This is a genomic window from Desulfosporosinus metallidurans, from assembly GCF_001936615.1.
In the GTDB taxonomy this organism is placed as follows: Bacteria; Bacillota; Desulfitobacteriia; order Desulfitobacteriales; family Desulfitobacteriaceae; genus Desulfosporosinus; species Desulfosporosinus metallidurans.
Genome location: NZ_MLBF01000062.1, coordinates 1 through 23,840, shown reverse-complemented (window position 1 = coordinate 23,840; position 23,840 = coordinate 1). Strand labels below are relative to the sequence as shown.

Annotated in this window: 23 protein-coding genes and 3 pseudogenes; 15 read left to right on the top strand and 11 right to left on the bottom strand. The window is 42.6% G+C overall.

Going from position 1 to position 23,840, the window contains the following annotated elements; all coding sequences use genetic code 11:
* The 5 genes and pseudogenes from DSOL_RS22430 to DSOL_RS30215 form a co-directional block, all read right to left on the bottom strand.
* Positions 1–748 (bottom strand): tyrosine-type recombinase/integrase (locus DSOL_RS22430; RefSeq protein ID WP_075366987.1); only part of this gene is annotated, 748 nt, incomplete at its 3' end.
* Positions 741–1,976 (bottom strand): tyrosine-type recombinase/integrase, encoded by a 1,236-nt coding sequence (locus DSOL_RS22425; RefSeq protein ID WP_075366986.1) that lies wholly within the window; start codon positions 1,974–1,976, stop codon positions 741–743. The genes DSOL_RS22425 and DSOL_RS22430, both read right to left, overlap by 8 nt.
* Positions 1,977–2,061: 85 nt before the next feature.
* The gene (locus DSOL_RS22420; RefSeq protein ID WP_075366985.1) at positions 2,062–2,862 is read right to left on the bottom strand and encodes a tyrosine-type recombinase/integrase; all 801 of its coding nucleotides are present in this window, start codon (positions 2,860–2,862) and stop codon (positions 2,062–2,064) included.
* On the bottom strand, positions 2,859–4,097 hold the full coding sequence (locus tag DSOL_RS22415; protein ID WP_075366984.1) for a site-specific integrase: 1,239 nt from the start codon (positions 4,095–4,097) through the stop codon (positions 2,859–2,861). Before DSOL_RS22415 ends, DSOL_RS22420 begins: the two co-directional genes overlap by 4 nt.
* A gap of 180 nt (positions 4,098–4,277) precedes the next feature.
* Positions 4,278–4,454 (bottom strand): annotated as a pseudogene (locus tag DSOL_RS30215) (IS91 family transposase); the annotation flags it as partial.
* 3 nt (positions 4,455–4,457) lie between these two features.
* On the opposite strand from DSOL_RS30215, the gene DSOL_RS22410 reads away from it, so the two are divergent.
* The 3 genes from DSOL_RS22410 to DSOL_RS22400 all read left to right on the top strand — a co-directional run bounded on the left by DSOL_RS22410 (position 4,458) and on the right by DSOL_RS22400 (position 5,774).
* Positions 4,458–4,658 (top strand): Fic family protein, encoded by a 201-nt coding sequence (locus DSOL_RS22410; RefSeq protein WP_427854447.1) that lies wholly within the window; start codon positions 4,458–4,460, stop codon positions 4,656–4,658.
* 2 nt (positions 4,659–4,660) lie between these two features.
* A complete protein-coding gene (locus DSOL_RS22405) occupies positions 4,661–5,083 on the top strand; it encodes a Fic family protein (RefSeq protein WP_075366982.1) in 423 nt (140 codons plus the stop codon).
* Between the two features lie 532 nt (positions 5,084–5,615).
* Entirely contained in the window at positions 5,616–5,774 is a 159-nt protein-coding gene (locus DSOL_RS22400; RefSeq protein WP_075366981.1) for an aspartyl-phosphate phosphatase Spo0E family protein, read from the top strand.
* 21 nt (positions 5,775–5,795) lie between these two features.
* On the opposite strand, the gene DSOL_RS22395 is transcribed toward DSOL_RS22400, so the two are convergent.
* From DSOL_RS22395 to DSOL_RS29825, 5 genes and pseudogenes are all read right to left on the bottom strand, one after another.
* On the bottom strand, positions 5,796–6,086 hold the full coding sequence (locus DSOL_RS22395) for a hypothetical protein (protein ID WP_075366980.1): 291 nt from the start codon (positions 6,084–6,086) through the stop codon (positions 5,796–5,798).
* A 1,340-nt stretch (positions 6,087–7,426) separates the two neighbouring features.
* On the bottom strand, positions 7,427–8,500 hold the full coding sequence (locus DSOL_RS22390; RefSeq protein WP_075366979.1) for a DUF3231 family protein: 1,074 nt from the start codon (positions 8,498–8,500) through the stop codon (positions 7,427–7,429).
* A 1,308-nt stretch (positions 8,501–9,808) separates the two neighbouring features.
* Positions 9,809–10,441: a hypothetical protein gene (locus DSOL_RS22380; protein WP_235838962.1), complete on the bottom strand. Its 633-nt coding sequence runs from the start codon at positions 10,439–10,441 to the stop codon at positions 9,809–9,811.
* Positions 10,442–10,582: 141 nt separating this feature from the next.
* Positions 10,583–10,750: pseudogene (locus DSOL_RS22375) on the bottom strand (phage integrase N-terminal SAM-like domain-containing protein); the annotation flags it as partial.
* An 88-nt stretch (positions 10,751–10,838) separates the two neighbouring features.
* Positions 10,839–11,243 (bottom strand): hypothetical protein, encoded by a 405-nt coding sequence (locus DSOL_RS29825; RefSeq protein ID WP_170871590.1) that lies wholly within the window; start codon positions 11,241–11,243, stop codon positions 10,839–10,841.
* A 1,473-nt stretch (positions 11,244–12,716) separates the two neighbouring features.
* Between DSOL_RS29825 and DSOL_RS22365 the strand changes: the two genes are divergently transcribed.
* The 7 genes from DSOL_RS22365 to DSOL_RS22345 all read left to right on the top strand — a co-directional run bounded on the left by DSOL_RS22365 (position 12,717) and on the right by DSOL_RS22345 (position 18,279).
* On the top strand, positions 12,717–13,370 hold the full coding sequence (locus DSOL_RS22365; RefSeq protein ID WP_139314575.1) for a superoxide dismutase: 654 nt from the start codon (positions 12,717–12,719) through the stop codon (positions 13,368–13,370).
* A gap of 897 nt (positions 13,371–14,267) precedes the next feature.
* A complete protein-coding gene (locus tag DSOL_RS22360) occupies positions 14,268–14,873 on the top strand; it encodes an OB-fold nucleic acid binding domain-containing protein (protein WP_083642932.1) in 606 nt (201 codons plus the stop codon).
* 7 nt (positions 14,874–14,880) lie between these two features.
* The gene (locus tag DSOL_RS26930; protein WP_139314574.1) at positions 14,881–15,198 is read left to right on the top strand and encodes a hypothetical protein; all 318 of its coding nucleotides are present in this window, start codon (positions 14,881–14,883) and stop codon (positions 15,196–15,198) included.
* Between the two features lie 333 nt (positions 15,199–15,531).
* On the top strand, positions 15,532–15,735 hold the full coding sequence (locus DSOL_RS22355; protein ID WP_075366976.1) for a hypothetical protein: 204 nt from the start codon (positions 15,532–15,534) through the stop codon (positions 15,733–15,735).
* Positions 15,736–15,818: 83 nt separating this feature from the next.
* The gene (locus tag DSOL_RS22350; protein ID WP_075366975.1) at positions 15,819–16,868 is read left to right on the top strand and encodes a DUF6744 family protein; all 1,050 of its coding nucleotides are present in this window, start codon (positions 15,819–15,821) and stop codon (positions 16,866–16,868) included.
* Between the two features lies 1 nt (position 16,869).
* Positions 16,870–17,112, top strand: coding sequence for a hypothetical protein (locus DSOL_RS27590; protein WP_139314573.1), 243 nt, complete (start codon positions 16,870–16,872; stop codon positions 17,110–17,112).
* A 96-nt stretch (positions 17,113–17,208) separates the two neighbouring features.
* A complete protein-coding gene (locus DSOL_RS22345) occupies positions 17,209–18,279 on the top strand; it encodes an AAA family ATPase (RefSeq protein ID WP_139314572.1) in 1,071 nt (356 codons plus the stop codon).
* A gap of 234 nt (positions 18,280–18,513) precedes the next feature.
* On the opposite strand, the gene DSOL_RS28165 is transcribed toward DSOL_RS22345, so the two are convergent.
* Positions 18,514–18,666, bottom strand: a complete 153-nt coding sequence (locus tag DSOL_RS28165; RefSeq protein WP_170871589.1) for a hypothetical protein — start codon at positions 18,664–18,666, stop codon at positions 18,514–18,516.
* A gap of 464 nt (positions 18,667–19,130) precedes the next feature.
* Between DSOL_RS28165 and DSOL_RS22340 the strand changes: the two genes are divergently transcribed.
* The 5 genes and pseudogenes from DSOL_RS22340 to DSOL_RS22325 all read left to right on the top strand — a co-directional run.
* Positions 19,131–19,874, top strand: a complete 744-nt coding sequence (locus tag DSOL_RS22340; protein WP_075366974.1) for a reverse transcriptase domain-containing protein — start codon at positions 19,131–19,133, stop codon at positions 19,872–19,874.
* Positions 19,875–20,552: 678 nt separating this feature from the next.
* Positions 20,553–21,302, top strand: a complete 750-nt coding sequence (gene ltrA / locus DSOL_RS22335; RefSeq protein ID WP_427854446.1) for a group II intron reverse transcriptase/maturase — start codon at positions 20,553–20,555, stop codon at positions 21,300–21,302.
* 488 nt (positions 21,303–21,790) lie between these two features.
* Positions 21,791–22,795: a group II intron reverse transcriptase/maturase gene (gene ltrA / locus DSOL_RS22330; protein ID WP_345788414.1), complete on the top strand. Its 1,005-nt coding sequence runs from the start codon at positions 21,791–21,793 to the stop codon at positions 22,793–22,795.
* Positions 22,728–23,030: a group II intron maturase-specific domain-containing protein gene (locus DSOL_RS29820; protein ID WP_345788413.1), complete on the top strand. Its 303-nt coding sequence runs from the start codon at positions 22,728–22,730 to the stop codon at positions 23,028–23,030. The genes ltrA (DSOL_RS22330) and DSOL_RS29820 overlap by 68 nt, the downstream gene beginning before the upstream one ends.
* Before the next feature lie 608 nt (positions 23,031–23,638).
* A pseudogene (locus tag DSOL_RS22325) lies at positions 23,639–23,840 on the top strand (group II intron reverse transcriptase/maturase); the annotation flags it as partial.

The window sequence follows — 23,840 nt, the reverse complement described above, 5'->3', positions numbered from 1 at the left end:
TGAGCTCATATGCAGTAGCATGAGAACTGTTATATTTATTCCACAATTCCCGGAAGTTTGTGTGTACCCATTGCCTTTTATGGAAAGAGTTGCCCCTTGCAGGAAAAAAATAGGCCCTGTGAGGGTACTGCTTCCGTATTGATGCATCATATTTTTTCAAAAGTTTAAGCATGGAATCGTGCAGCACTACATAATGCTGGGCATGCCCTTTGGAATAATGGATGTCCAGTATCCCATGGCACAAGTCGACATCCTCAACCCTCAGCATTCTTGCCTCATTGGTTCGTATTCCACTACTGTAAAGAAGACGGAAGAATACAGGAACGGTTATCTTCCTGGAACGCTGCTCGGGAGTGCAGGATACGGAAGGCAAGCAGTCACAGGCGCAAAAAAAATTTTCCAGTTCAACGTCTGTAAATGAATGGGGAATATACGTGCGTCGCTCGATCCTTGGAATGTCAGGCTCCATAACATCTGTTTTTCCGCGTTTTCTCAAATAGTTTATAAAACTGGCAACAACATAGATTCTTGATCTGCACGAATTGTTGGTTTCCATGTCGCGTTTATAGCACCATCCATCCACCATTTCTTGTGACAGAAGAGCAGCTTCCGGATATTGTTTCTTGCAATACCGGTCAAAAAGCACGAGGTTTGGTTCATATGAAGCTTCGTTCCAATGGTCAGACGCTTTCTGGTAGAAAACATATGCCTCCATGAGCGGAGCAAGAAACGAAGTGAATTTATTCATGAGAGAACACCTCCTTCGGCACAGGAAAACGATCTATGTTGATGGAGCATTCCTTCAGATGAAGAAAATCTGCACTTAGATAGGCCTCAAGGGAATCCGGTGAAGTATGGCCAAGTGTCCTGCTGATGACAGGCTGAGGGATTCCATTTCCCAAAAGGGCTGTGGCAAGGTGATGGCGAAAGATATGGAATCCTTTCCGGTCACCTTTTGACTGTCGAATGCCTGCAGCTTTCATAATCCGGACTGCCACGTTGCCAATGCTTCTACTTTTCAGTCGGACATATGGTTTATTTTGTGAAACAAAAAGATACCTGCTTTCTGTGTAGGGACGTTCAGATGTCAGATAGTCATATATGGCATTACCAACAATTGCTGTTAAAGGAAGTTCAAGAGGGAACTCCGTTTTCTGCTGTCTGATATAGATAATATCCCTGTCCCAGTCAACGGAGTCAAGGGTCATTCCCGCCATATCGCAGCCACGAAGTCCTGTGTAAAGTGCAAGTATCCCGATGGCTTTATCACAGAGCGTAAGAGAATTTTCACCATTAGCCAGTGACTCTTTGAGTTTTTGGATTTCTTCTGATGTTAGATACGGTATATTTTTTCTGGTCTCCCTTAAGGCGGGAAGAAAAGCCAGAATCCGATAACAAGCTTCTGGATGGCATGGAATGCACGCCTTCAATACTGCAGCAACGTTTTTCTTGTAAGAACAGCTCCTTAGCAGTGTTTCATCCGAAGACATGAATATGGAAAGCACATCTTCTTCTGTAATTTTAACCAGGCTATCTATTCCTTTTTGCTGGAGGGATAAGAAAAATGTGGATGCATTATGAGATTCTGTATAAATGGTGGAAACTTTCTTACCGCGTTTCTTTTCTGTTTCACAGTAATAGTCAATGACGGATTTGAATTCTGGTGACAACAACGGATAAGCACCTCTTTGGAAAAGCTCATGTCTGCGTCTTCCATCCGGATATCTGCCATTGATGTCAAACTGCTCAATGACTCCGATGAGAGTCCGCTTATTGCGTAGATAATCAGGGGATTGTGATGTTTTGGTGTATTCCAGATAGACATCTCTATAGCATGACCATTCCTTTGAATCCACAGCTGACAGGATTTTTTCAATCTCTCTTCTGAACCTGTCAACGTATATTTTTGAGTAACCGCTGGTTTTCATGTGGGAAATGAGCTTGGGATAATTATTCCCGAGGTTTTGTACATTCATTTGTATGCCCTCCTGTTCATTTGATAAGAGGAGCATACGGCAAAAGAAAAAAATCCAAACCTTTTTTCATCAAAGCCCTTAAATATTAGGCGTATTTGAAAAAGGTTTGGATTTTATTTAGGTTTGGATAACGAAAATCATATATTCTTGGAGTTGATCCATGAAACGAAGTAATGCCGGCTATCTTCCAACACCTCCAAAAATGTCTCTGCAACCAGTTTTCAGGATATATGTCCCCGTTTGGGTTCTTGAAGAAATATTCCCTGTCCTTATAAGCAAGATTGGTTAACGAATGATACTTTCGGCATAGTTCCAGCATGCCAGGCGCAACCGGAACAGTACGATCTTTATGCCGTTTTGTTTCTTTGATATGTAGTATACCTGCATCAAGGTCAAATTCACTACAGTGCAGATGTCTAGCCTCACTGGGTCTGAGTCCACAGCAATACAGCAGGCGGAACATGACAGGAACGACCAGATGCCGGTAAGGAGAACGTTTATCCTCTGGAATCCTATCGGATGCACGGAAGAAAGCAGTCAGTTCTTCATCAGTGTAGATATATGGTACAAAGGGTTTCCTTCGTCCAAACATTTCCAATGGTGCCACATAGGCGTTATCACCGACTGAATTCAGGTATCTCGCGAATTCGCGGAGGGCTATGATTTTCCTTATTACCGATTCTGGTTTCTGGTTCTGCTTTTTCCGCCCCCAGTCCATGACGATTTCCTTGGTCAGAACGGACGCATCGGGGTAATTCTCCATGCAGAAACGGTCAAAGTTTAAAAGATAACCGACATAGCTGTTGTCTGCGTACCCAAGCGATTTTTTAAACTGTATCATGTCCTGCATCTGTCCAGCGAATCGGCTTTCAAAAGAGGGATTCATACCAGTTCCCTCCTTTCAGTCCCAAGGTCTTGGATATCAAGAGTACATTCAGACAGCATTGATGTAGCAAGGGAAAGATATCGCTTTGTCGAATCGAGGCTTCGGTGACCTAAAATCTGCGATATAGTTGGAAGCGGAATCTCTGATTCCAGCATCCATGTACCTATGGAACGTCTCAAGGCATGAAATGTTTTCCCGTCTCCCGGAAGATGGGTGATGTCCGCCTTTTTCATATATTTAGCCAGTATACTTGAAGTAACGGCCGTATCAACAAGCTTCCTGTAAGGTGGTTCTACACGAAGGAAAACATAGGGTACATCTGTATCCGGGCGGCCTTGAAGTATATAGTCTGCCATGGCTTTGCCTGTATCAGAGCCGAATGGGAGGGACAGTGCTTCTCCAGTTTTCTTTTGGATGATATGCATTTCATTATGTTTCCAGTCAATGTCCGTCAACTTCAGGCCCAGGATATCTGAACACCGAAGTCCTGTTTGTGATGCCAGATAGATAATAGCATAGTCTCTTTTTCCTTGTGGCGTATACGTATTGATCTGTTCCAGCATAGCCTTAACTTCTTCCTTACTAAAGCATGGAAGAACCTTTTTTCGGGGCGTTGCTACTTTAAATTGTATCATTTCCGGAGTAAGTGACGTTAGCCCTTCTATATTAAGGAAGTGTACAAATTTCTTGACAGAATCCATAACGTTGGGCATGCTTCCCCTGTGGGTAGGTTGGGTAGCTATAAGAAAATCCCTAATTGTCTGTAATGACATTTCCGTGAAATCCTTGTGACCGATTTCTTCCAAAAACTTAAGGAAGTGTCTGACATTAGCCCGAATATAGCGAATTCCGCTCATCTGGTGCCTGCCAAGGAACACTTCATAACTAGATGAAATGTCAGAAAAATATCCATTCACCTTAATGCTAGAACCTTTTGGCAGAGTATCCCAAGTTAGTTTTCCTATATTGGCATAACGCGCCAGAACTTTGGAGGCACGCTCCAGACGCTTAAACTGGAATAAAGACAATTCATTCCGCAACAGTTTTTCATTCATATTTTCGAGAAAAACATCTAACGTATTCTCAGTAAAGGAATACTTCTTATGATTCTCAAAGAATTCACAGATAGATGACAGCCCGGATTTATAGTAGGTTATGGTTCGCCGGTGCAATTGTAGAATTTCCATTTCTTTTAGGATATCATTTACAAGTAGTGTTAGTTCGATTTTCTTCATGAAATCACCTCATAATAATTAGTCAGGAATTGTCCTGCATTATAATTATTTGTGATATCCGATGAAAATGCGACAAAAACTTAAGCCTAATTATTCCGACTTTTATAAAAGCATTTCTCAGAATTTCTATGATATTGAACATGTTCTTATAGAAATCGGGATAAAAAGTTTATCGGGATAATGAGGATGGAACGAGAGATTTTGTCCCCAAGTATGGAGGACAGAGGTGGCACCAATCGACGCACCGAGGAATTTAGGGTCTTTAGCAAGTTCCATCAACGTATGTCCCGCTGACTTAATGAGGAGGGAATAAAGAAGTTTCTGATTTTGTAAAACAAGGGTGTTAAGTTCTTGATATCCATAGACGGTACGAAACGAATTCGTTTCGTTACAGTACCCGCATGGCAGACCCCCAATGCTATTGATGAACTTGTAAACGATTATCGACGGGATCGGGAACTCGGTACCATTAATGAATTAATACTCATCGCTGCCTTTACCCTGGATTTTCTCTGTATTCATCCATTCTCGGACGTTTTGGTCGTATTGCAAGACTGCTGACATTGCTTCTGCTATATCAGACCGGATACGAAGTTGGTCGCTACGTTAGTCTAGAAAAAGTCATTGAAGAGACTAAGGAACAATATTATGAGACTCTAGAACAGTCTTCTGTAGGATGGCATGAAGGCGAACATAATCTCCTTCCCTGGATCGACTACTTCCTTGTAATGCTGTTAAAATCCTACCAACGATTTGAGGAACGAGTGGGTCAAACATCAGACTCAACACGCCAAAAGGGATGGAAAGCAAAGAAGGTTCAGGACGTTATTAACCATATGATCGCAGACTTCACTATTAATGACATTCAAGAACGTTGTCCAGGAATTAGCCGGCCAACGATCCAGCGGATACTCAATGAGCTTGGGCAAGACAATTTAATCGAATGCATTAGTCGCGGCAGGAATGCGCGATGGAAAAAACGTTAGGCCGGCCATCCGACTCCGACTTGTCATAGTACTCATTCTCGGACTCAAATTTAAAAATGTTTTGTCTCTTTTATATATTTAAAAAATGTATTTCCTTTTATCACAATAACCGTTCCGGATGTACCGGACCGGTTATTTTTCGCACAATGGACCTTATCTAATTTAAGATGTAGGAAAGGAGAGCCCGTCAAAGCTCCCCTTTTATATTGTTTTAAATGTACGGATAACTTCTTGTAAGTTAGTGGCTGTATTTCTCCAAGAAGCCCATCTGCCATTCTAAACTTTATTATATCCAGGTGCTGAGTCTGTAAGCTGGTAGGTTTTGTCTATTGACCTCCGTATAATAAACCAAATCCTGGGCAAGATATCTGTGTCTTCAATTTGCACTCGCTCTCATCGTTCAAAACGGTGGGGGCCTTTTCTGTTTTACATATTCCGACAAAACATTACCTTTTATACGGTTGATGTTACAGCCTCTTTCATACTAAAATATCCAAGTGTGCAATTTTAGTATGAAAGAGGCTGCTCTAAGTTGAAACTAACGATCTTCGAACAAATAGAAGAACTAAGACTACAAATGCAAAAAATTGCTTCCGATAAAGATCTTACGGACACGAGAGTGGTTGGGGTTAGCGAAGAACTTGACGCATTAATTAACGAGTTTTACTCTAGGGAAGGAAAGAAACAATGATCATGATTTAATCTAGTTCATTTAATAGTTCGGATTCAACCAAAACCTTACAAACTCCATAAGCCGTTTCCCTTCAGCTGTAAGTACTTTTCCCTTACCATGACATTCCTTACAAATGAAAAAGATCGGTTCGTCGGGTTGATCCGGAGCCGTTTTTCCAACAAGGCTTATTTTCTCTTTAGTCTCCAAAATTTGAACCGAATCCTTAAGATCGCTGCGTGTGGCCCAGATAGGATACCATGCTGGGTTTTCGATTCTGCCGAGGCCACAACACTTTGGGCATTGTTTATCAAGAACATCAAGGTCAATCATAGTTAACCTCCGTTCAACAATTCTTGTTAATGGATTCTATTAAGGAAAATGACAGATGAGAAGTATTTTTTTCTAGATAACTCACATGATAAACAGGATCTGAGGGCAAGATACCTTTGAAAGATTCTCTTCTTCGCTTCGCCCTCATTGAAACGGTGGGAACCTTTCTTTGTGCCCTAATGGTATCTGCATAAGATGTAGTGGAGTAGGTGCAGGCTAAACGTTGAGGTGAGAGCGTTATGCCTATCGATAGTGTGTGGAAGGATCTAATCAAACCAACAATAATCACATTCATTATTGCATGCGCAATCCCAGCTGGAATCGCAGGTGCATATTATTTGTATCAAACTTATTTTTAGATCGCCCCCGGCACATATGTCGGGGTTTTGCTTTGTACTAGCACCAAGAAATCCTCTTTGGCATAATTTGGAGTGTTTCCAAAAAGGAGGGGATTTCTAACAATGCATCATCATGTTCGCAAAGGTGAAACCCTGCATCATATAGCTAGACATTATGGGATTTTGGTATAGCTAAGTACTAAGGCAGTTGATGAAACCGCCTTATCTTTTTACTAATTTAGCATAGTGATTGAATTCAGGGCATCCCATCCTTTAACTCCCGTTTCCAGTCCTCACTTTTCGGCTCTCATCGGAAACGGTGGGCTCTTTTATTTCCTGCTTTTCGCATTCCTGTTCATTTTGGATACAGACTCAAACCAACGCTCGTTCAACTCAACTATGCAAAAACTTAGTCCTTGACGGCTGGGATAGGTATGGCACATTAATACAAACGCTCATTTAATTCGGCGTATTTACCCAAGGTTGGGATGAAGAAAAGATCTATATGACGGCTGACGAGATGACGGAGAAATTGAGGAAGAGAATGCTTAATTCGACTTATACTCAAATTTCATCGTGCGCAGGGGCATTGGAAATTGTCAAAGCACTATGAATGAGAAGGGCATCATATTATTAACAATAGCACCAGCGTTATCAATAATGATAGAATGCTGGTGCTTTACTTAACCTTCATTATCGGTGCTCAATCGTAGGTGTATGAGAATCTCGTCCTCGATATATCGTGCGTCTAACTCAACAAACGAATTGGTTGCAGTACCCCTAGAAGGTTGGTTCTTGAATTGGGAGGTTAACAAAGGACGGAATAACACCAGTTCCAAGTGACGTGGCACAATTAGGACATTTGTTTAATGGTGCGAATCGGGAAAGGGGTAAACTGAAGGTGTATTATTTCCTACTTCTAAATATTTCTCCTGTACAGCAAATATTTAATGAGTCACACAGAGCCAGAACGTTTGGATAACGTGCTGGCTCTGTGTCTGATTAATGTTGTATTAATTCTTTACGGTCAGCCGTTTCTGGGATTCTTTCTAACCAACCGCCTTCAATCATTAATTCTGCCCCATCCTTGGTTAATGCTAGAATCTCAGTAACGAAATCACGGTACATTGATACTAAATCTATTCTGGCGGTACTTGTCAAGGCAGTTCCGTATCCAGAAATAATAAACGCTAGAACTGCGGTGGCATGGGTCAATATTAACTTATCACTACAAGGAGACTCTTTAGAGTCAGTAACTAATATTTCAGAGATTGCTGGTTGAGGTATATCCTCGTCCGCTAAAGAAGAACCAAGAACTTTTAGATGTTTATCTGAAATTTGTTTGGCCTTAGATATAAAGTTCCTAACCTTTTCAGACTTAACGACTTGACTATATCCTAAATTTAATGTACTCAGTAACTGTTTAGTTTCCATCATTGAAAATATATGACTAATTTCTAGTGCATTTAAAGGTCTCTTCTCTCCAATAAACGGGATAATCGAGCCAAAATAACTTTTATCATGTATATAATCCACCCTGTCAGGAATCACAATGCTAGGGTACTTTATTAATAGCCCTTTTGCTAAAAGTACCTCAGTGGCTTTTTGGTGTATCTCAAGAGAAGTATTTATACATTCGTGGAAATAATTACGAAAGTCTGTGCGAGAAGAAACAGTTAATGCGTTGCAGTAATTTATCGAAACAAACTTGTGCATAAGTCTAGTGTATAATAGTGTAAAGGATTCAGAAAATAACTGTTTCGCATTGCTATCAACGTCCTTATCACCGAAAGCATCTGGGATAGGATGATTAATCGAATTAAAGATGTCCTCCATAGATTTTACCCGTTGGGTTGAAACATCAAGTGCCAGTTGCAAAATAGGGCGAATATCGGGGTCTTTAGATTTAGCAACATAGCTTTTAAGAAAGCACACGGACATACTTTCTGCATAGTAACTTGACCAAAGATTTCCAACTTCAGAAGACATTGGCATAATGTCAGATAAGTTGTGTTGGACAGTTCCAAAGGGAACTTGTTCTACTTGACCTTGATTAGTTTCTTGCATATTGTTCATATATTCCACCCTCCATATTCTGCCTAGTTTCAGAATTATATTTCCCCAAAATAGGCGTTAAAATGCCTTAAATTAGATGGATGGAATATATAGACATTAATTATTCTTTCTGCAAAGAAAAGTCTGGATGACAAACAAATAATTCTCTAGATTACTAACTAAATCACGTTCGCTAAAGACCCAAATCCCGAAGGTACATGTTTCCCGCACCTTCGACCCTTCTATCACTCGATGCCCCCTTCAGAGCAATCGGGCCTTGCCAGGGGTCCTTCGGCCCCCAGCAACTTGTTAAAAACTTTACAGCTACTGAATAGTTCAGTCGGTTAATCCTTAGAATGTGGAAAATCGGCTTTTTGAGGTTTTCGCTTGTTTTTATCGGGGAGCTCAGAGAGTATTCAATTGGTAGGGGATACTTGAAATGTATGTATGACACTCCCCCTCCCAATGGGGGAAAATCAAACGACCGCGTATTTCTCTGAAGCTCGCTGCCGCCTCCAGCAAAGGGTAATACTAACGACTGTTCAAACGAGAGTCTCAATCTGGTATAGGGAAGACGAAAAGTAAGCAACTTTTTCTAACGTTCATTTATCAAACAGGTACGCGCGTACCATCAAGAATGAAGTTCATGGAAAAATGCATAACACTCCAGCCGTTTGTTAAGGGCAGGCGGCAAATGCCAACTTCTCGGAAATCCTGAAGTATGTTCCAGAACTGTTTCTCGGTAGGAAAGAACGACGAAATCCATCAATATGTCGAACTAACAATTCCGCTTGGGCAAATGGAGTTGTAGATTATCCCTCATGGCCTTTGCTGATTCCGGGTTATCGGCGGGCCTTGGAGTGCAGATAGATGAGTCGGTTGGAATACGGTAAGGTCCTTACTATTATACAGTAGAGGCCTTTTTATTTTTATGAGACAGGTTTCCCCTTATTTTGCAAGGAAGTTATGAGATGATTAGGTCATCTTGAGTTAATAATGGTGTTTTCTTGAGTATTGGTCATATATTGGCGCGTCATTATTTGGTTGGAAGCCCTAGAGGTACGAATCACATCTTGTTAATTGGAGGATAACTTCTATTTGAGTGGTAGCCATTTTGTCTAATTGGAAGTTGGAGTTGAAGATGAATGATGAGGATTTCATAGAAAAGGCTGAACTATAAAAAGAAAAATTCACGAACTACGTGGAAATACTTCAAGATTGAGGTATTCCTAACGCGGTTCGTAAATATACAATGGTTTAAGGAAATTCAAAGTCTTTGAGCTGGCCAGCATGGTGTCAGCGTTACTGTCATTTATATAACTATTCCTTTTATATCGTATGGTGCAAGAAGGAGTCAGAATCAGGGAATGTCATTTCAACCATACTTTTTGATTCATGTGGCTCTGGATTATTCCGACGAGCATTTACCAGTGTCTCATTAGGTGAACTAGGATTTGCTTCGAAGACGGAAGGGTCTGCTAAAGTTACGATAGCTTGAGCCGTGGTTGCACCAAAGACTATATTCATAAGGAAAGCATAATAAAATGTAACTGATTTTCGTGCCTTAAGTGTGAACCATTTTTGCCGTTGTCCAAATTCATATAAGGTTAACCAACTAAGCATGCCGATGAAAGAACCTTTAAGGAGATGATGGTCTTTTCCAGTTTTTTTCATAAACCAAGTTATTATGCCACCAATTCCTGAACCTGCTAACATATGCATAACTTGGCCAATGAAAAAGTTTTCTCTACGATGCATTCTTATTGGCGTAAATATCATCGAGCCTGCTAAATGTCCATAAAGCATTTCATGTTTACCTTTTCGCCATGCAGTTAAGTCAATAATATCCATCGCGAATGTTCCGATTAAACCACTAGTTAATCCTAAAACTGTAGAGTCTTTAATACTAGGAATTCTTCGAAACAGATTTAATATCATTTGAGTTGCATTAATTAATTGCATACTTTTTCCTCCAATTGATAAGAATTACGTACCAAAGTATTATTACACTTTTTCGTATTAATATAGATGGTAAATACTAACTAATAACACAACGTTATTAAATCATAAATTGCCTCTACTTCACATTATCCTTAGCAAATTATAGTGAAGAAACTTTCTGATGTCCTGTTCACCCAGCTCAGTGGCAGGTTTATCAAAGTACTCCTGAAAGATTTTAGCTTTGGTATAGTACTCATCTTGGGTATTCTTGCTTAACCCCCTGAGTTCTACATCAAATTTCAGCTTTTCCAAAACCTCTTCTTTGGTCATAATAGAACATCTCCTTTAAAATCAAATTTAACTTTATTATAAAGGAGAGTATTAAAAAATGAACTGATTATTACAATATCAGTTCAGCTCAGGCATCTAAACTATGGAAACCACCGCGCAGCGGTTTAGTGCTATCCATATTTGGGAAATGGACAGTTTGTAGATAGGAAGATAAAAGGGAATATGGAGAATCAATAAAAATCCTAATGCCCCCCATCGAAGTCCTAACCTGGTTCGAGAACGTCACGCCCCATCCGATAAGGCTTAAGATCGCCGACAAAGAACCAAGATCGAACATGTGATGTCGATGACCGAAGAGAAGATCACCGGCAATAGGATGCTGTGCTTCAGATGCCAGAGCGAGATCGATGGAGAGCTGAAGCCGTTTGAGATCAAGTTTGAGCTGGAGGTACCTGTAAGTGGTTTTTGTATAAGATGTAGGGATCCTCGATTTCAATTTACAGGTTAACAAAATATGCAATTGTACTTGCACGGTGGAATTTTGTCCCCGCATACTCTGGTGTATACTCAATTTAAAGTGGATATTGTCAAATGCATCTCACAAAATAATCATTGTTTAGTAAATATAAGAAAACGTCCTCCTACGCCTGATAACGCAGGAGGGTATCAATGCATAAAAAATTTCTCACCCTACTAAAACCAACACTTGGCTTTACAATTCTCTAAATTAGAAGAAACGGCGTCGATTGAACATAAACGGTCTAAACTCAAATCTTTCAAATGGTTCGAATCTCTCGAACCTTTCGAATCGATCATCAAAAAAGGGGAAAAAAGGAAATCTCCCAAAACCAGAACGATCGAACATTGGCATATCTTAACTGTCTCCTTTCGTTATAGAAGCGCGATTTTATAAATCGTTATTAAAAGATAACACCCAATGCTATAAGGATTAAGATAGCTATAGCGATGATCCCTACTCCTGTTCCCATTCCCATTCCCATTCCCATTCCACCATAACCGTACATTAATATTTCCTCCTTTCTAAATTAGAATACGATTCCCAGTGCGATAAGCAGAAGAATAATTACGACAACAATTGCGATTCCTTCTCCAAAACGGTTTTTGTCGCGACGACAATCATCTACATCAACACCACCGAATGCCATTTGCATTTCCTCCTTTGCTAAGAGATAGTATATAATATGCACAAGCTGGGGTATGTGGAACAATATGGTAATAAACTTGGTTTGATGATGGGTAATATCTAGTTTTTACCCCATCTCATGTCAAGTTTGAGTTGGGTACGTGCGAATATTTTTATTTAAGACGTAGAAAAGGGGAGCCCATTAAGCTCGCCTTTATACAAATGGAAAGGATTAACTTCTTGTAAGTTGGGGGCAATATTTCTTCAAGAAGCTCATCTGCCATCCTAATTCTAGTATATCTAGGTACCGAGTCTGTAAGCTGGTAGGTTTTGCCTATTAACCTCAGCATAGTAAACCAAATCCTGGGCAAGATATCTCTCGATAAAATCTCTCGTCCTACTCATTTTGCTCCTCATCGGAAACGGTGAGGGCCTTTTTTTGTGCCCAAATGGTTTTTGAAAACGATTCAAGGCATTGAAGCGATGCATATGATCAAAAAGAGGCAGGTCAAATTGAAAGATTTGTCTGTCCCTAATAATGTTCAACTCTTCCAGCAGTTATTCGGTTTGATGATAGTAATCAATTTGTGACACAAGAGTTTTGTATTTATTCATTGCTTGCGCCACAACCTAAGAAGTTATTCAAATTGGCCATTACCACAAGGGTTATATTACGCTTGTTTATTATGGATTACCGATACTCCAGACTGTGATGTCTAAGTAATAGGATTGGGTCTGTATTGCACAAACGCTCAGGTTCTAACATCGTGGCTACATAATAACCTATAACTAGGAATATAAAAGAATATGAATTATAACTAAACAAACAAAGTGGAAGTTATGGGGGAGGGTCTAGTTCATATGCAATCTATTATAGTGCCAACGGGGCAACACCAGTTACCAATGTTACCTTATGCGTTTAATGCTCTTGAGCCTGTAATCAGTTCTAGATTATTACAAATTCACCATGACCAACATCATAAGGCCTATGTGGAAGGTTTAAATAAAGCTGAGCTCAAACTGAGCGAGGCAAGGCAAAAACGGGATTTTGCCTTAATCAAACATTGGGAGAGGGAACTGGCTTTTCACGGTTCAGGGCATATTTTGCATAGTATTTATTGGACATCGATGGCTCCCATCGGAAACAGGTGGGAGACCCCCGGGGCTCAAACTATAATGCATATAATGCGCTATTTTGGTAGTCTGGCTGTTTTTTGGGAACAGTTTAATACTGCCGCAATAAATGTAGAAGCGTCCGGATGGGTCTTGCTAGTATGGCAACCGGCCTGGGGAAGGTTAGAAATGCTAACCATTGAAAAACATCAGAATTTATATCAAGCGGGTAGTATCCCCATACTTGTCATGGATGTATGGGAGCATGCTTACTACCTTGATTATCAGAATAAACGCAAAGATTACGTAACAGCCTGGGGGCGATTGGTTAACTGGTACGAAGTTGAAAGACGGTTAATTATGGCCATGCAGGCACAGATGCCTTTGGACTTAGGCCCTTAATGTATCTATGATGCAACTCGTCTCGAACGTCTTAATCGAGAGGATATCAATAATTAAAAGAAGCCCTGGAAGCCTGTAACAGTAGGCATTCCAGGGCTTCTTGAATGTTACAGACCCCGGCAATGCCGGAGACAAAACATTTTTCCGATTGCTCTAACAGACTATCTTTGAATTAGCCTGTCGTAATCCTAGTCCCCAGAGCGCCAAGAAGATGAGAGAATTGGCTAAGATGAATGCGTCTCGCATAAGGTCATCCTTTCAGCGAAATTCTCATTAGTTATCGGCCAGAGTTTTAGTTATTCGTATTGATCGTTCGAGAACAACGCCCTAGCTACAGAAGGTGCGATTCCGATTAACATTAAGATGATAATTAATTTCTTTTGCATCTCTTTCTTAAAATATTAGCTAACACTGGTTTTCTAGATGAAAGTGGAGATTCCTTCCATATGACATTCTTAATGGTTTTACGACTTACTTGAAAGCCAAATTTGGCGACAGAAATTTCCAACCTCAGTTGATCACGTTCGTAGTCTTTCTAACATGTTATTTGAGGGCACAGGATTTTATATAGACAAATTCAATTGTACGTATGGTGATGGCATACTTCCATTAATTTTGTAACAAAGCGATTCGCTGGTCCAGGAACGGTGGGTATACGGTCCATGTATAAAGTAGCTTTTACAGGGTGGCTTCCTTTAGTTTTGCCAAAAAAGGTATGGGCGTACCACAAAACGAAGGTGAGAGGAAGGATGAATACATCCGTAACAACCTATGTACCAACCGGTGAGAAATGTCACAACTATAAGTATCCAAAATGCTTAATCCGCAACGCCAAAACATCACCGAGCCTGAACGCTGAAACATGTTTGTATTTAAAGAGAAAGGAAGGCTATTGATATGATCAAAGACTTTCAAAAGGACAATAACATCATCGGTTTTTTCGCTGTGAAAGAGATTACTGAAAAGGAAACCAAGGAATTTAAAAAGTGCCTCGATCTCACCCTGCTTGATGCCAGCGGCCAGATCAACGCCAAAGTTTGGGATATTGCGGAGGTTCTTATGGGGGAGCACCCCAAAAAGGGAGACATCGTAAAAGTCGATGCCGCAACTCAAGAGTATAAAGGAACATTACAACTCAAAGTCTACAAACTGCGCAAAGCTAATGAAACCGATCAGTACGAAGCTCAAACGATCATTCCATCAGCCCCAACACCACCAGACAGGATGTGGGCTATCCTCATTCGTTTCAGCGAAGCCATTGCCAACGACAAGCTCAAAGTGGCTGTCAAAACTGTCATTCAACAGCACAAGAGCAGACTTATGTACTACCCAGCCGCAAAATCCTTTCATCACTCATATCAGGGCGGCTTACTTCAACACATCACGACCATGCTCCTTGCCGCTGAGAAACTAACGATCGTTTATCCATGCAATACGGACCTACTCTATGCAGGAATCATCTTACATGACATCGGCAAGGTTTATGAACTGATGACTGAATGAAACAGGCTTGGGCACCGAATACACCTTAGAGGGAGAACTGTTGGGGCATATTGCGATTGGGCTGCGCGTCATCGAGTACATGGAAGGACTCGACGTAGAAAAGAAACTCCTTTTACAGCACATTATTCTCTCGCATCACCAAACGCCAGAATGGGGCAGCCCGAAACGACCTATGATAAAAGAAGCCGAACTCCTGCATCATTTGGACATGATCGACTCGCGCATGTACGACTTCGAGAAAGCGGCAGCGCAGACGGAAGCGGGGACACTTTCTGCAAGGGTTCATACTCTGGAACGGAAAGTATATCGACCAATTATAGATTAATTCACTGACAACCGTTCTATCTCTCGTTTATTCAAGTAAAACGAAGAAAAACCAAAAAACTTCAGAAAATCGGAAAAAGTCTCTTCACTAAGTTTTGGGGTCATGGTACGCTGATATCAGCAAAGAGAACGGGTTTTGGCTCACCTCCTTTTCCCAGTCCTGAAGCCGGACCATCTACCCTGTCATTCGTGATTGCGTAGGAACGTTAGGTCTGATCTGTGCCGTTTAGACCTCCTTTTTGGCGCGGAGTGTAAAGCCTCTTCTAGTAAGAGGCTTATTTTTTTTGCCTTAAAGTAGATAACAACAAATGAAACAAAGAAAGAAGGGAAATGCATGAAAAAGGATACGCAAAAGCTAAGAGCTCTATTAGAAATTTCTAACGTCCCCGAAGGACTAATTCGAGAACTGGAAGCAAAACCCGTAACCTATCAAACTCCGTTCATCGAAACAATTGAACAAATCATGCGAAACGAAGTCCTTAATCTCACGGGTTTCATGGAAATGCGAGAAAATCTCAAGGAAAAAGTAAAATGTTAGGTTGGTTGTTGAACCGACCAAAAAGCAAGAACCGTTACAGGTAGTTAATTTAACATCAAATAAGAACAGAAAGGGGAATTTTCATGTTTAGACCTATTTATGAACCAAGAACAAGAGCGAAGGAATACAGCGATTTAGCCATAAATATCTATAATGGCTGTAATCATGGGTGCTGGTATTGCTACGCTCGCAAAATCCACGATAGATACAAGCCTACTGAAAACTTTGCAGACGTAAAACCGAGGGAGGGGATCGTCGAAGCGGTAACGAGGCAGTTGTCTGGTGGCAAATATAAAGACAAGAAGATAATGCTTTGCTTCACCTGTGACCCATATCCCGCAAATATTGACACGATGCCAACCCGTGAAGTAATAATGGCACTTAAAGCCAGCGGCGCACACGTTCAAATACTTACCAAGGGTGGTGATAGAGCGAGGCGCGACTTCAACTTGCTAGATGCTAATGATAGTTTTGGAATAACTCTAACATGCTCGTCTGACGAAACTGCACAAGAGGAAGAACCGTTTGCAGCTTCACCTACCGAGAGAATACGAACATTGAAGGATGCGACTGCCGTCCTTACACTCGATCAAAAAGCTGAAACAATGAGCTTTACAGCCGATCCAAGTTCCTATTCATGGGAATTGTGTCAGGAGGCGACGCGGTTATTTGAAGTATTCAAGAACCATCACAATGGGCAAGCAGTCCGAAGTATGGTGCAAAGCATTCTCAAAACGCTTTCGCCTACGCCGGTTCGTCCATCAGGCGGTGTTTACTTCGTTCCAGCCGCTTATGACGAGGAATTGCAGAAGTTAACCAGCTTCTGTTCAGCGTTTCCGAAGGGCGAAGGGTTTAAGATTCAGGTCGTGAATTCGGCTGAATCGCTGAAGATGGTTGAAACGAAAGTTTCTGACCACCTGGAAAGTCTTTACGGCCAAAGCCAGCACGCGGCAGCCGACGGCTCCTTGTCGAAGTCAAAACTCGCAGAAATAATCGACGAAGCCAAGCGTGTTATCTCAGGTTACAAGAATTATGAAGGAATTTTAAGCCAGAAGAAAGATGAAATGGAAGCAAGAATTCTGCTTATCAGAGATAGCGTAACTATTCTGATGGAAAAGGCAGGTGACACCTGATATGAACACAGACCTAAAAACCTGTCCACATTCACCTGCACACAGAGTTTACGGTGGCAATCCAGAATATGTTTGTCCTGAGTGCGCCACTGAATGGATAGTAGCTAAAGCAAAGGGTAGTAGAGGACACTTCATCGTCCGCTACACTCACTTTAATTCGGATGGGACAGTTGTAAGTCGATGGAAAAAACCTCTGGATTATGGCGTCTTGGTATCGGTAAACAGACAGACGTTGGCAATCTGAATAAGCGAAAAGACAAATAAAGGGAGGTGTGCCCTCTTTATTGGGGGTGTAAAAGATGATCAACAAAATCAAAGAGATTGAAAGATTCCTAAATCTATGTATTTTGAACGAGAAGAAATGGTGCGAGGAATGCTCATCGCATTCATCGCACGTCAACACGTCTTGTTTGTTGGGGAGCCTGGAACAGCTAAATCGGGCTTAGTAGCAGACCTAACCAAGTGCGTAACTGGTACGAATTACTTTCAATGGCTCTTGACTCGGTTCAGCACGCCGGAGGAATTATTCGGGCCAGTGTCTCTAAAAGCTCTCGAACAGGATACCTACAAAAGGAACACGCGAAACAAGCTCCCCGAAGCTCATATAGGCTTTGTCGATAAAATCTTTAAGGCGAATTCAGCGATATTGAACGCGCTCCTTACGCTCGCAAACGAGCGTTTATTCTATAACAATGGAGGAATCGTTCAATCGCCATTGTTCTCCATCGTAGGGGCATCAAACGAATGGCCAGAAGAGGGAGAAGGGCTTGAGGCGTTGTTTGACCGCTTCATTCTGCGGTATGAAATCGACTATATCCAAGATGGCAATAGTTTTGATGCTATGTTACAAGGGGCATATCCGGCGCAAAGACCGACGATCACATTAGCAGAGCTGGAGCAACTTCAATTCCATTCTGAAATGATGGTCACGGTTCCACAAGACATCCTTGAGGTCCTTCGTGATATTCGGGATGCTTTGAGGCTGGAAGGAATACGCCCGTCAGATCGCCGTTTCAGGCAAGTGCTTTCACTACTAAAAGCGTCAGCAACACTGGATGGGCGCGACGTTGTGATTAGAAAAGACCTCATTATCTTGGTTCACTCGCTTTGGGTCACACCCGAAGCGAACGAACGGGATATAGTTCGGCGAACAGTTCAAGATCGGGTCCTTGATCCTGTGGAGAAAGAGATTGCGGATTTAACGGATATTATCCGTGATCTGGCTAGAAGCGTGGATTCATCTGACATGACTGATACGAAAGTTGTGCTGGAACATAGCCAAAAAATTAAATCACTCAAGATGCAGGTCGAGAACATTCCCAACGGAAATTCGTATCCCGAAGTCGGAAAACTACTAAGCATTTTGGATGAAAAAAGAAAATCGTTGGCAACAGCAGCCTTGGGCGTTTAATCTTCGGTTTGCGCATACTTCCTTTGTTTAATCTTTTCGAGCCGTACACACGCAGGTTCCTATGATAAGTCGGCATGGACGTTTTATGGCGGCCCGACTACATTTGTCAACCATTTACAGGTTGGCGTTTCGCCGTCTTCACCGAGCTTCATACCACGAATCACTTTCACTTTTATCGGGCATGTCGGAGTCTTAGCCTTTCTACGTAGCCAATCTTCTACGCATTCGGGGATTTCACCCAATGATTTGGAACCACAGTTCAATAGGTGTACACCTATTGAACTGTGGTTCCAACAAGTGTTCAAACTGCTTTTTGTCGTAGCCATCCGCATTGAGACAACTATGATAAAAACGTTTTTTCGCTGTGTTATCAAGTGGTATTGACATCGCTATTCCTCCTTTTTAATGTTTAGCGGCGAGACATATGCCCCGCCGCTGTTCCTTTTCGTTGCTTTGTTACTCACCAAATGGTGAGTTGGGAAACGGTTGAGGTAATGCCCATTACCAAAACTGACGCTCTTCGACAATGGAAGCGTGCCTCGTCCTCCAATCATGGACAAAGGCTGAACCACGGGTCACAGCAGGCGGCTAAAGACGTATGCAAGGCTAGGAAACACGGAACAGCGGACCCCTTCAAGGCGGAATCCTTACAAGGATAATGAAACCCAACCCGTAGGAAATGACGGGTGCATGCAGGGCTCGTCAGCCCATAGTAGTGATGAAACAGGGCAATGTCTGTGGAGTGAAGGGGCATAGTCAAGCAACAAATGACATTATGACTGAACCTGACTGGGAAGCCGTTGTGCACTCCTGGTTATCCCACAAGAATCTTTCCGGAAGGAGGGATGCCTGTGGCTCAAAAATCAGTCTACTTGAATTTGAGAGATGAGACAGAGTTAAAATCCGTCCTCGATAACTTATACGCCACAACCAAAAAGGAATTGGAAAAAGGCAACACGCCGAAGTTCAAAGACCTATTGGAATTGGCCAAATCCGAAGTGCTTATCATTACTGCTATTCACAATATCAAATCAAACCACGGCAGTAAAACAGCAGGAACCGACGGCAAAATCATCACAGACATCTTAGAAAAACAGTACCTAGAAGTTATCCAGGGAGTCATCAACGGGCTGAGCCACTACAATCCCTACCTTCTTCTTAGGAGGCAATGGATTGATAAGCCAGGAAAAGCCGAAAAACGACCTCTTGGAATACCGGCCATATCTGATAGGATCATTCAGGAAAACCTGCGCATCATCATTGAACCCATAATGGAAGCTCAATTCTTTAAACACAGCTATGGCTTCCGACCAATGAGAGATGCACATATGGCTCTAGAACGTACTAAGAGAACCTGCCATACAACAGGATACCACTGGATAATCGAAGGCGACATCAAAGGGTGTTTCGATAACATTAATCATACCAAGCTCATTAGACAGCTCTGGCACATGGGCATACATGATAGGAGAATCCTCATGATTCTCAAGAAAATGCTCAAAGCAGGAGTTATGAATGAACTGGCGGTTACGGAACTCGGCACACCCCAGGGGGGGTATCGTTTCGCCGTTACTGGCAAATGTATATCTCCATAAGCTGGATAAGTGGATTGTGCGGGAATGGGAAGAAAAAGAAACCAAACTTCAATATCATCCAAACGCCAAATACAGAGCATTAAATAAGACCAATCTCAAACCTGCATACCTTGTGAGATACGCCGATGACTGTGCGCCACGAAGGCGCATTCAAGCGACAGGAACTGTCGCCTGAATAGCAGCTATGCTGCACAGATGATGAGGGTGGGCCCCTCGGAATCGCTATACAGGTAGAGATTCCAAACCACCTTAAGCTGCTGTAGTCAAAAGCTATGGTGGTGAGCGTTAAGGAAAAGGCGAGGCTTGACTTCGTCAGGTATGTGCTATGGAGACGAATACAAATGAACCGCTGATAACGTGTCGAAAGTGTAGGAACGTCATCAAAACCGGGAGGTAGTCGTTGGCCCGGGATAAGTCTGGAGGAAACCTGTTTACTGTCCAGTCGGTGACCGGCATGAAGGTGGCATGAACATAGCATAGGCTTCTGTGTGGAACGTGGGAACCTGCAATACGATGCTAAGAGAAAAATCCAAGTGGAAGACCCACAAGGATGAAAGTATCGATGCGTAATGCAGGGGCGGAATAACCCGTAGTAGTGATGAAGCTTCGTAATGGAAGTGAAGCGAAGGGGTTGTGTTATCCAGTTTTGAATAGCGGTCAACCACAAGGGAGGAACCAATGGACAAAACAAAGTCCTATGAAATCTCCAAGCATATAGTGCTGGAGGCATTCCAGAGAGTAAAAGCAAACAAGGGTGCTGCAGGAATAGATGATGAAAGCTTGGAAGCGTTCGAGGCAGACTTGAAAAACAACCTCTATAAGATTTGGAACCGAATGTCTTCCGGAAGCTATTTCCCTCCACCAGTTAAAGCAGTGGAAATTCCGAAGAAAACCGGGGGAACGCGTATACTTGGAGTGCCAACTGTGGCCGACAGGGTAGCGCAGATGGTGGCGAAAATATATTTTGAGCCATTGGTAGAGCCACATTTCCATCCCGATTCATACGGATATCGGCCGGGAAGGTCACCCGTTGATGCCCTGACCGTAACAAGGCAGCGATGTTGGAGGTATGATTGGGTACTGGAATTTGACATCAAGGGGCTGTTTGACAATATTGACCATGAATTGCTGATGAAAGCCGTCCACAAGCATACGGACAATCCATGGGTCATCATCTACATTCAGAGATGGCTAAAGGCACCGTTTCAGATGCCAGATGGATCAATCAAGGAACGAACAAAAGGAACCCCCCAAGGGGGCGTCATAAGTCCAATTCTTGCCAATCTCTTCCTCCACTATGCGTTCGATAAGTGGATGGATAGAAACCATCCGGATAAGCCATTTGCTCGGTACGCCGACGATGGTGCGCCACGAAGGCGAACTTCACGTGACAGGAACTGTCACGTGAAGTTACGACATGCTGTATAAGAGATGAGGGGAGGCCCCTCGGAGCCGCCATACAGGTGGAGGCTTCAAACCACCTTAAGCTGCTGTGGACAAAAGCTATGGTAGTGAGCGTTAAGGAAAAGGCGAGGCAAGACCACGTCAGGTAAGTGCTATGGAGACGAATACAAATAAAGCGCTGATAAAGTGTCGAAAGCGTAGGAACGTCATCAAAACCAGGGGGGTGTCGTTAACCTGGGATAAGTCTGGAGGACACCTGTTTACTGTCCAGACGGTGGCCGGCATGGAGGCGACGTGAACTTAGCACAGGCTCTTATAGGGAACGTGGGAACCTACGACTTCGATGCCAAGGGAGAAATCCAAGTGGCAGATCCACAAGGATGAGAGTACCGATGCGAAGTATAGGGGCGGAACAGCCTGTATTAGTGATGAAGTTCCTGTAACGGGAAGGGAGTGAAGGGGCTGTGTTATCCAGTTTTGAAAATCAGTCAACCAAACATGGGAGGAACTGTATGGACAAGACAAAGTCGTTTGACATCTCCAAAAATGTGGTCTGGGAAGCCTACCAACGGGTTAAAGCAAAGCATGGGTCAGCCGGGGTTGATCACCAGTCCATCGAAGAATTTGAGAAGAATCTAAAGGACAATCTGTACAAAATATGGAATAGGATGTCCTCCGGTAGTTACTTTCCACCTCCGGTGAAAGCGGTAGAAATACCGAAGAAAAATGGGGGCACAAGAATACTTGGAGTTCCTACAGTGGCCGATCGGATCGCTCAAATGGTAGCCAAGATCTACTTCGAGCCTTTGGTAGAACCCTATTTTCATGCAGATTCCTACGGATACAGACCAGGAAAGTCACCACTCGATGCGGTGGAAATCACCCGCAAACGATGCTGGAAATATAACTGGGTACTCGAATTCGACATCGTGGGACTTTTTGACAATATAGACCATGAGCTGTTGATGCGGGCCGTAAAGAAACACACGGATTCAGAATGGATAATTCTCTACGTCGAGCGCTGGTTGAAAGCTTCGTTTAAGATGAAGGATGGAACTAACGTGGCAAGAATGTCTGGAACCCCGCAGGGTGGGGTCATTAGTCCGATTCTTGCGAATCTATTTCTCCATTATACGTTTGACAAATGGATGGAAAAGAACCATCCTCAAAACCCATGGGCTCGCTTTGCAGATGATGGAGTAGTGCACTGTCGCACGAAACAAGAAGCTGAACTATTGTACAATCGGTTAAAACAGCGCTTTGAAGAATGTGGTCTTGAACTGCATCCTGACAAAACGCGAATCGTCTACTGTAAAGATGATGACCGCACAGGAAATCATACCGAAACGTCTTTTGATTTTCTGAGCTACACCTTTCGAGCGAGGCGTCCGGTATGGCAAATTCTTCATCAATTTTACCCCAGCCGTCAGCAACAAAGCAGCCAAACACATGCGGCAAACTATTCGGCAGTGGAGGATACATCTGAAACCTGGCCTAAAGCTAGAGGATATAGCTAGCGAGGTCAATCCAGTTCTTAGAGGATGGATTAACTATTATGGACGCTTTTACAAATCCCAAATGTACCCGGTCCTGCGGCACATGAACCAAGCCTTGGTTCAATGGGCTAGGAGAAAGTTCAAGAAGCTGAAAACCCATAAGACAAGGGCTGAAAACTGGTTGGGAAACATCGCCAAGCGAGAACCCAAACTCTTCGTTCATTGGCAAATGGGCATCAAGCCAACGGCTGGATGATGGGAGCCGGATGACGCGAGAGAGTGCGCCATGTCGTGCGCAGCAAGAATTGTCTGGTTACCAGACCAATGTCTTTGGAAATACGTTGAGAACAACGCCTAACCTAAATCTGAAAGGAAGAGGGAAAAACAGCATGGTGGTAAAGCGTGGATGAATCGAAGATGGTGTAGAAGCAGGTCACGCAAGTTCTGCTCGATATGGTTAAAAGCTACACTGCCTAAACCTGAATGACTAGGGATGGAAGGTCACATCTAGGGATACACCGTCTAAATACTCCCTACTTATCGCATATTCGAAATCTACTTTCGTTCGAAGAAATCCAAGGCGATAAGCCATTGAACAGTGAGTTCAAGCAAGGTCATGAGTGGGAACCTAAGTCGAGCTATTACGTTCTTCCTGCGCAAAACATGGGATTGCCTAACGGGGGAAACTTCTAAGGTAACGGAGTCTTCGTAGTATCCAAGGTGGCGGTTGTAATGACGGTTGCACAGGCGGACTTTAATATGTGCCGCTGGATCGTTGTACCGCCGAAAGGGTAACCAAGTATGCGGGAGATCAGGAGAAGGGAGACAGGTGGTTACGATATCAATCGCTTGGAGGTATGCGGAATGCAGAAGGCCGAAAAAGTATTGGATATCATCGGCGACAGAGGCAAGCGAAAATTACCGTTATATCGCATCTACCGTTTGCTCTATAACAAAGAGTTGTATCTTATCGCTTACAAAAATATTTATGCCAACAACGGAGCGATGACCAAAGGTGTGACAGACGAAACGGTTGACGGCATGTCCATTGCCAAGATTGATCGAA

Bases quoted from the DNA above. Each gene is read 5' to 3' on its own strand.
- DSOL_RS22380 (WP_235838962.1), bottom strand. From the start codon at position 10,441: ATGCAATTAATTAATGCAACTCAAATGATATTAAATCTGTTTCGAAGA.
- DSOL_RS28165 (WP_170871589.1), bottom strand. From the start codon at position 18,666: ATGTCAATACCACTTGATAACACAGCGAAAAAACGTTTTTATCATAGT.
- DSOL_RS22345 (WP_139314572.1), top strand. From the start codon at position 17,209: ATGTATTTTGAACGAGAAGAAATGGTGCGAGGAATGCTCATCGCATTC.
- ltrA (WP_427854446.1), top strand. From the start codon at position 20,553: ATGGACAAAACAAAGTCCTATGAAATCTCCAAGCATATAGTGCTGGAG.
- DSOL_RS22350 (WP_075366975.1), top strand. From the start codon at position 15,819: ATGTTTAGACCTATTTATGAACCAAGAACAAGAGCGAAGGAATACAGC.
- DSOL_RS22415 (WP_075366984.1), bottom strand. From the start codon at position 4,097: ATGAAGAAAATCGAACTAACACTACTTGTAAATGATATCCTAAAAGAA.
- DSOL_RS22420 (WP_075366985.1), bottom strand. From the start codon at position 2,862: ATGAATCCCTCTTTTGAAAGCCGATTCGCTGGACAGATGCAGGACATG.
- DSOL_RS29820 (WP_345788413.1), top strand. From the start codon at position 22,728: ATGCGGCAAACTATTCGGCAGTGGAGGATACATCTGAAACCTGGCCTA.
- DSOL_RS27590 (WP_139314573.1), top strand. From the start codon at position 16,870: ATGAACACAGACCTAAAAACCTGTCCACATTCACCTGCACACAGAGTT.
- DSOL_RS22360 (WP_083642932.1), top strand. From the start codon at position 14,268: ATGATCAAAGACTTTCAAAAGGACAATAACATCATCGGTTTTTTCGCT.
- DSOL_RS22355 (WP_075366976.1), top strand. From the start codon at position 15,532: ATGAAAAAGGATACGCAAAAGCTAAGAGCTCTATTAGAAATTTCTAAC.
- DSOL_RS22390 (WP_075366979.1), bottom strand. From the start codon at position 8,500: ATGAACAATATGCAAGAAACTAATCAAGGTCAAGTAGAACAAGTTCCC.
- DSOL_RS22395 (WP_075366980.1), bottom strand. From the start codon at position 6,086: ATGATTGACCTTGATGTTCTTGATAAACAATGCCCAAAGTGTTGTGGC.
- DSOL_RS22365 (WP_139314575.1), top strand. From the start codon at position 12,717: ATGCAATCTATTATAGTGCCAACGGGGCAACACCAGTTACCAATGTTA.
- DSOL_RS22425 (WP_075366986.1), bottom strand. From the start codon at position 1,976: ATGAATGTACAAAACCTCGGGAATAATTATCCCAAGCTCATTTCCCAC.
- ltrA (WP_345788414.1), top strand. From the start codon at position 21,791: ATGGACAAGACAAAGTCGTTTGACATCTCCAAAAATGTGGTCTGGGAA.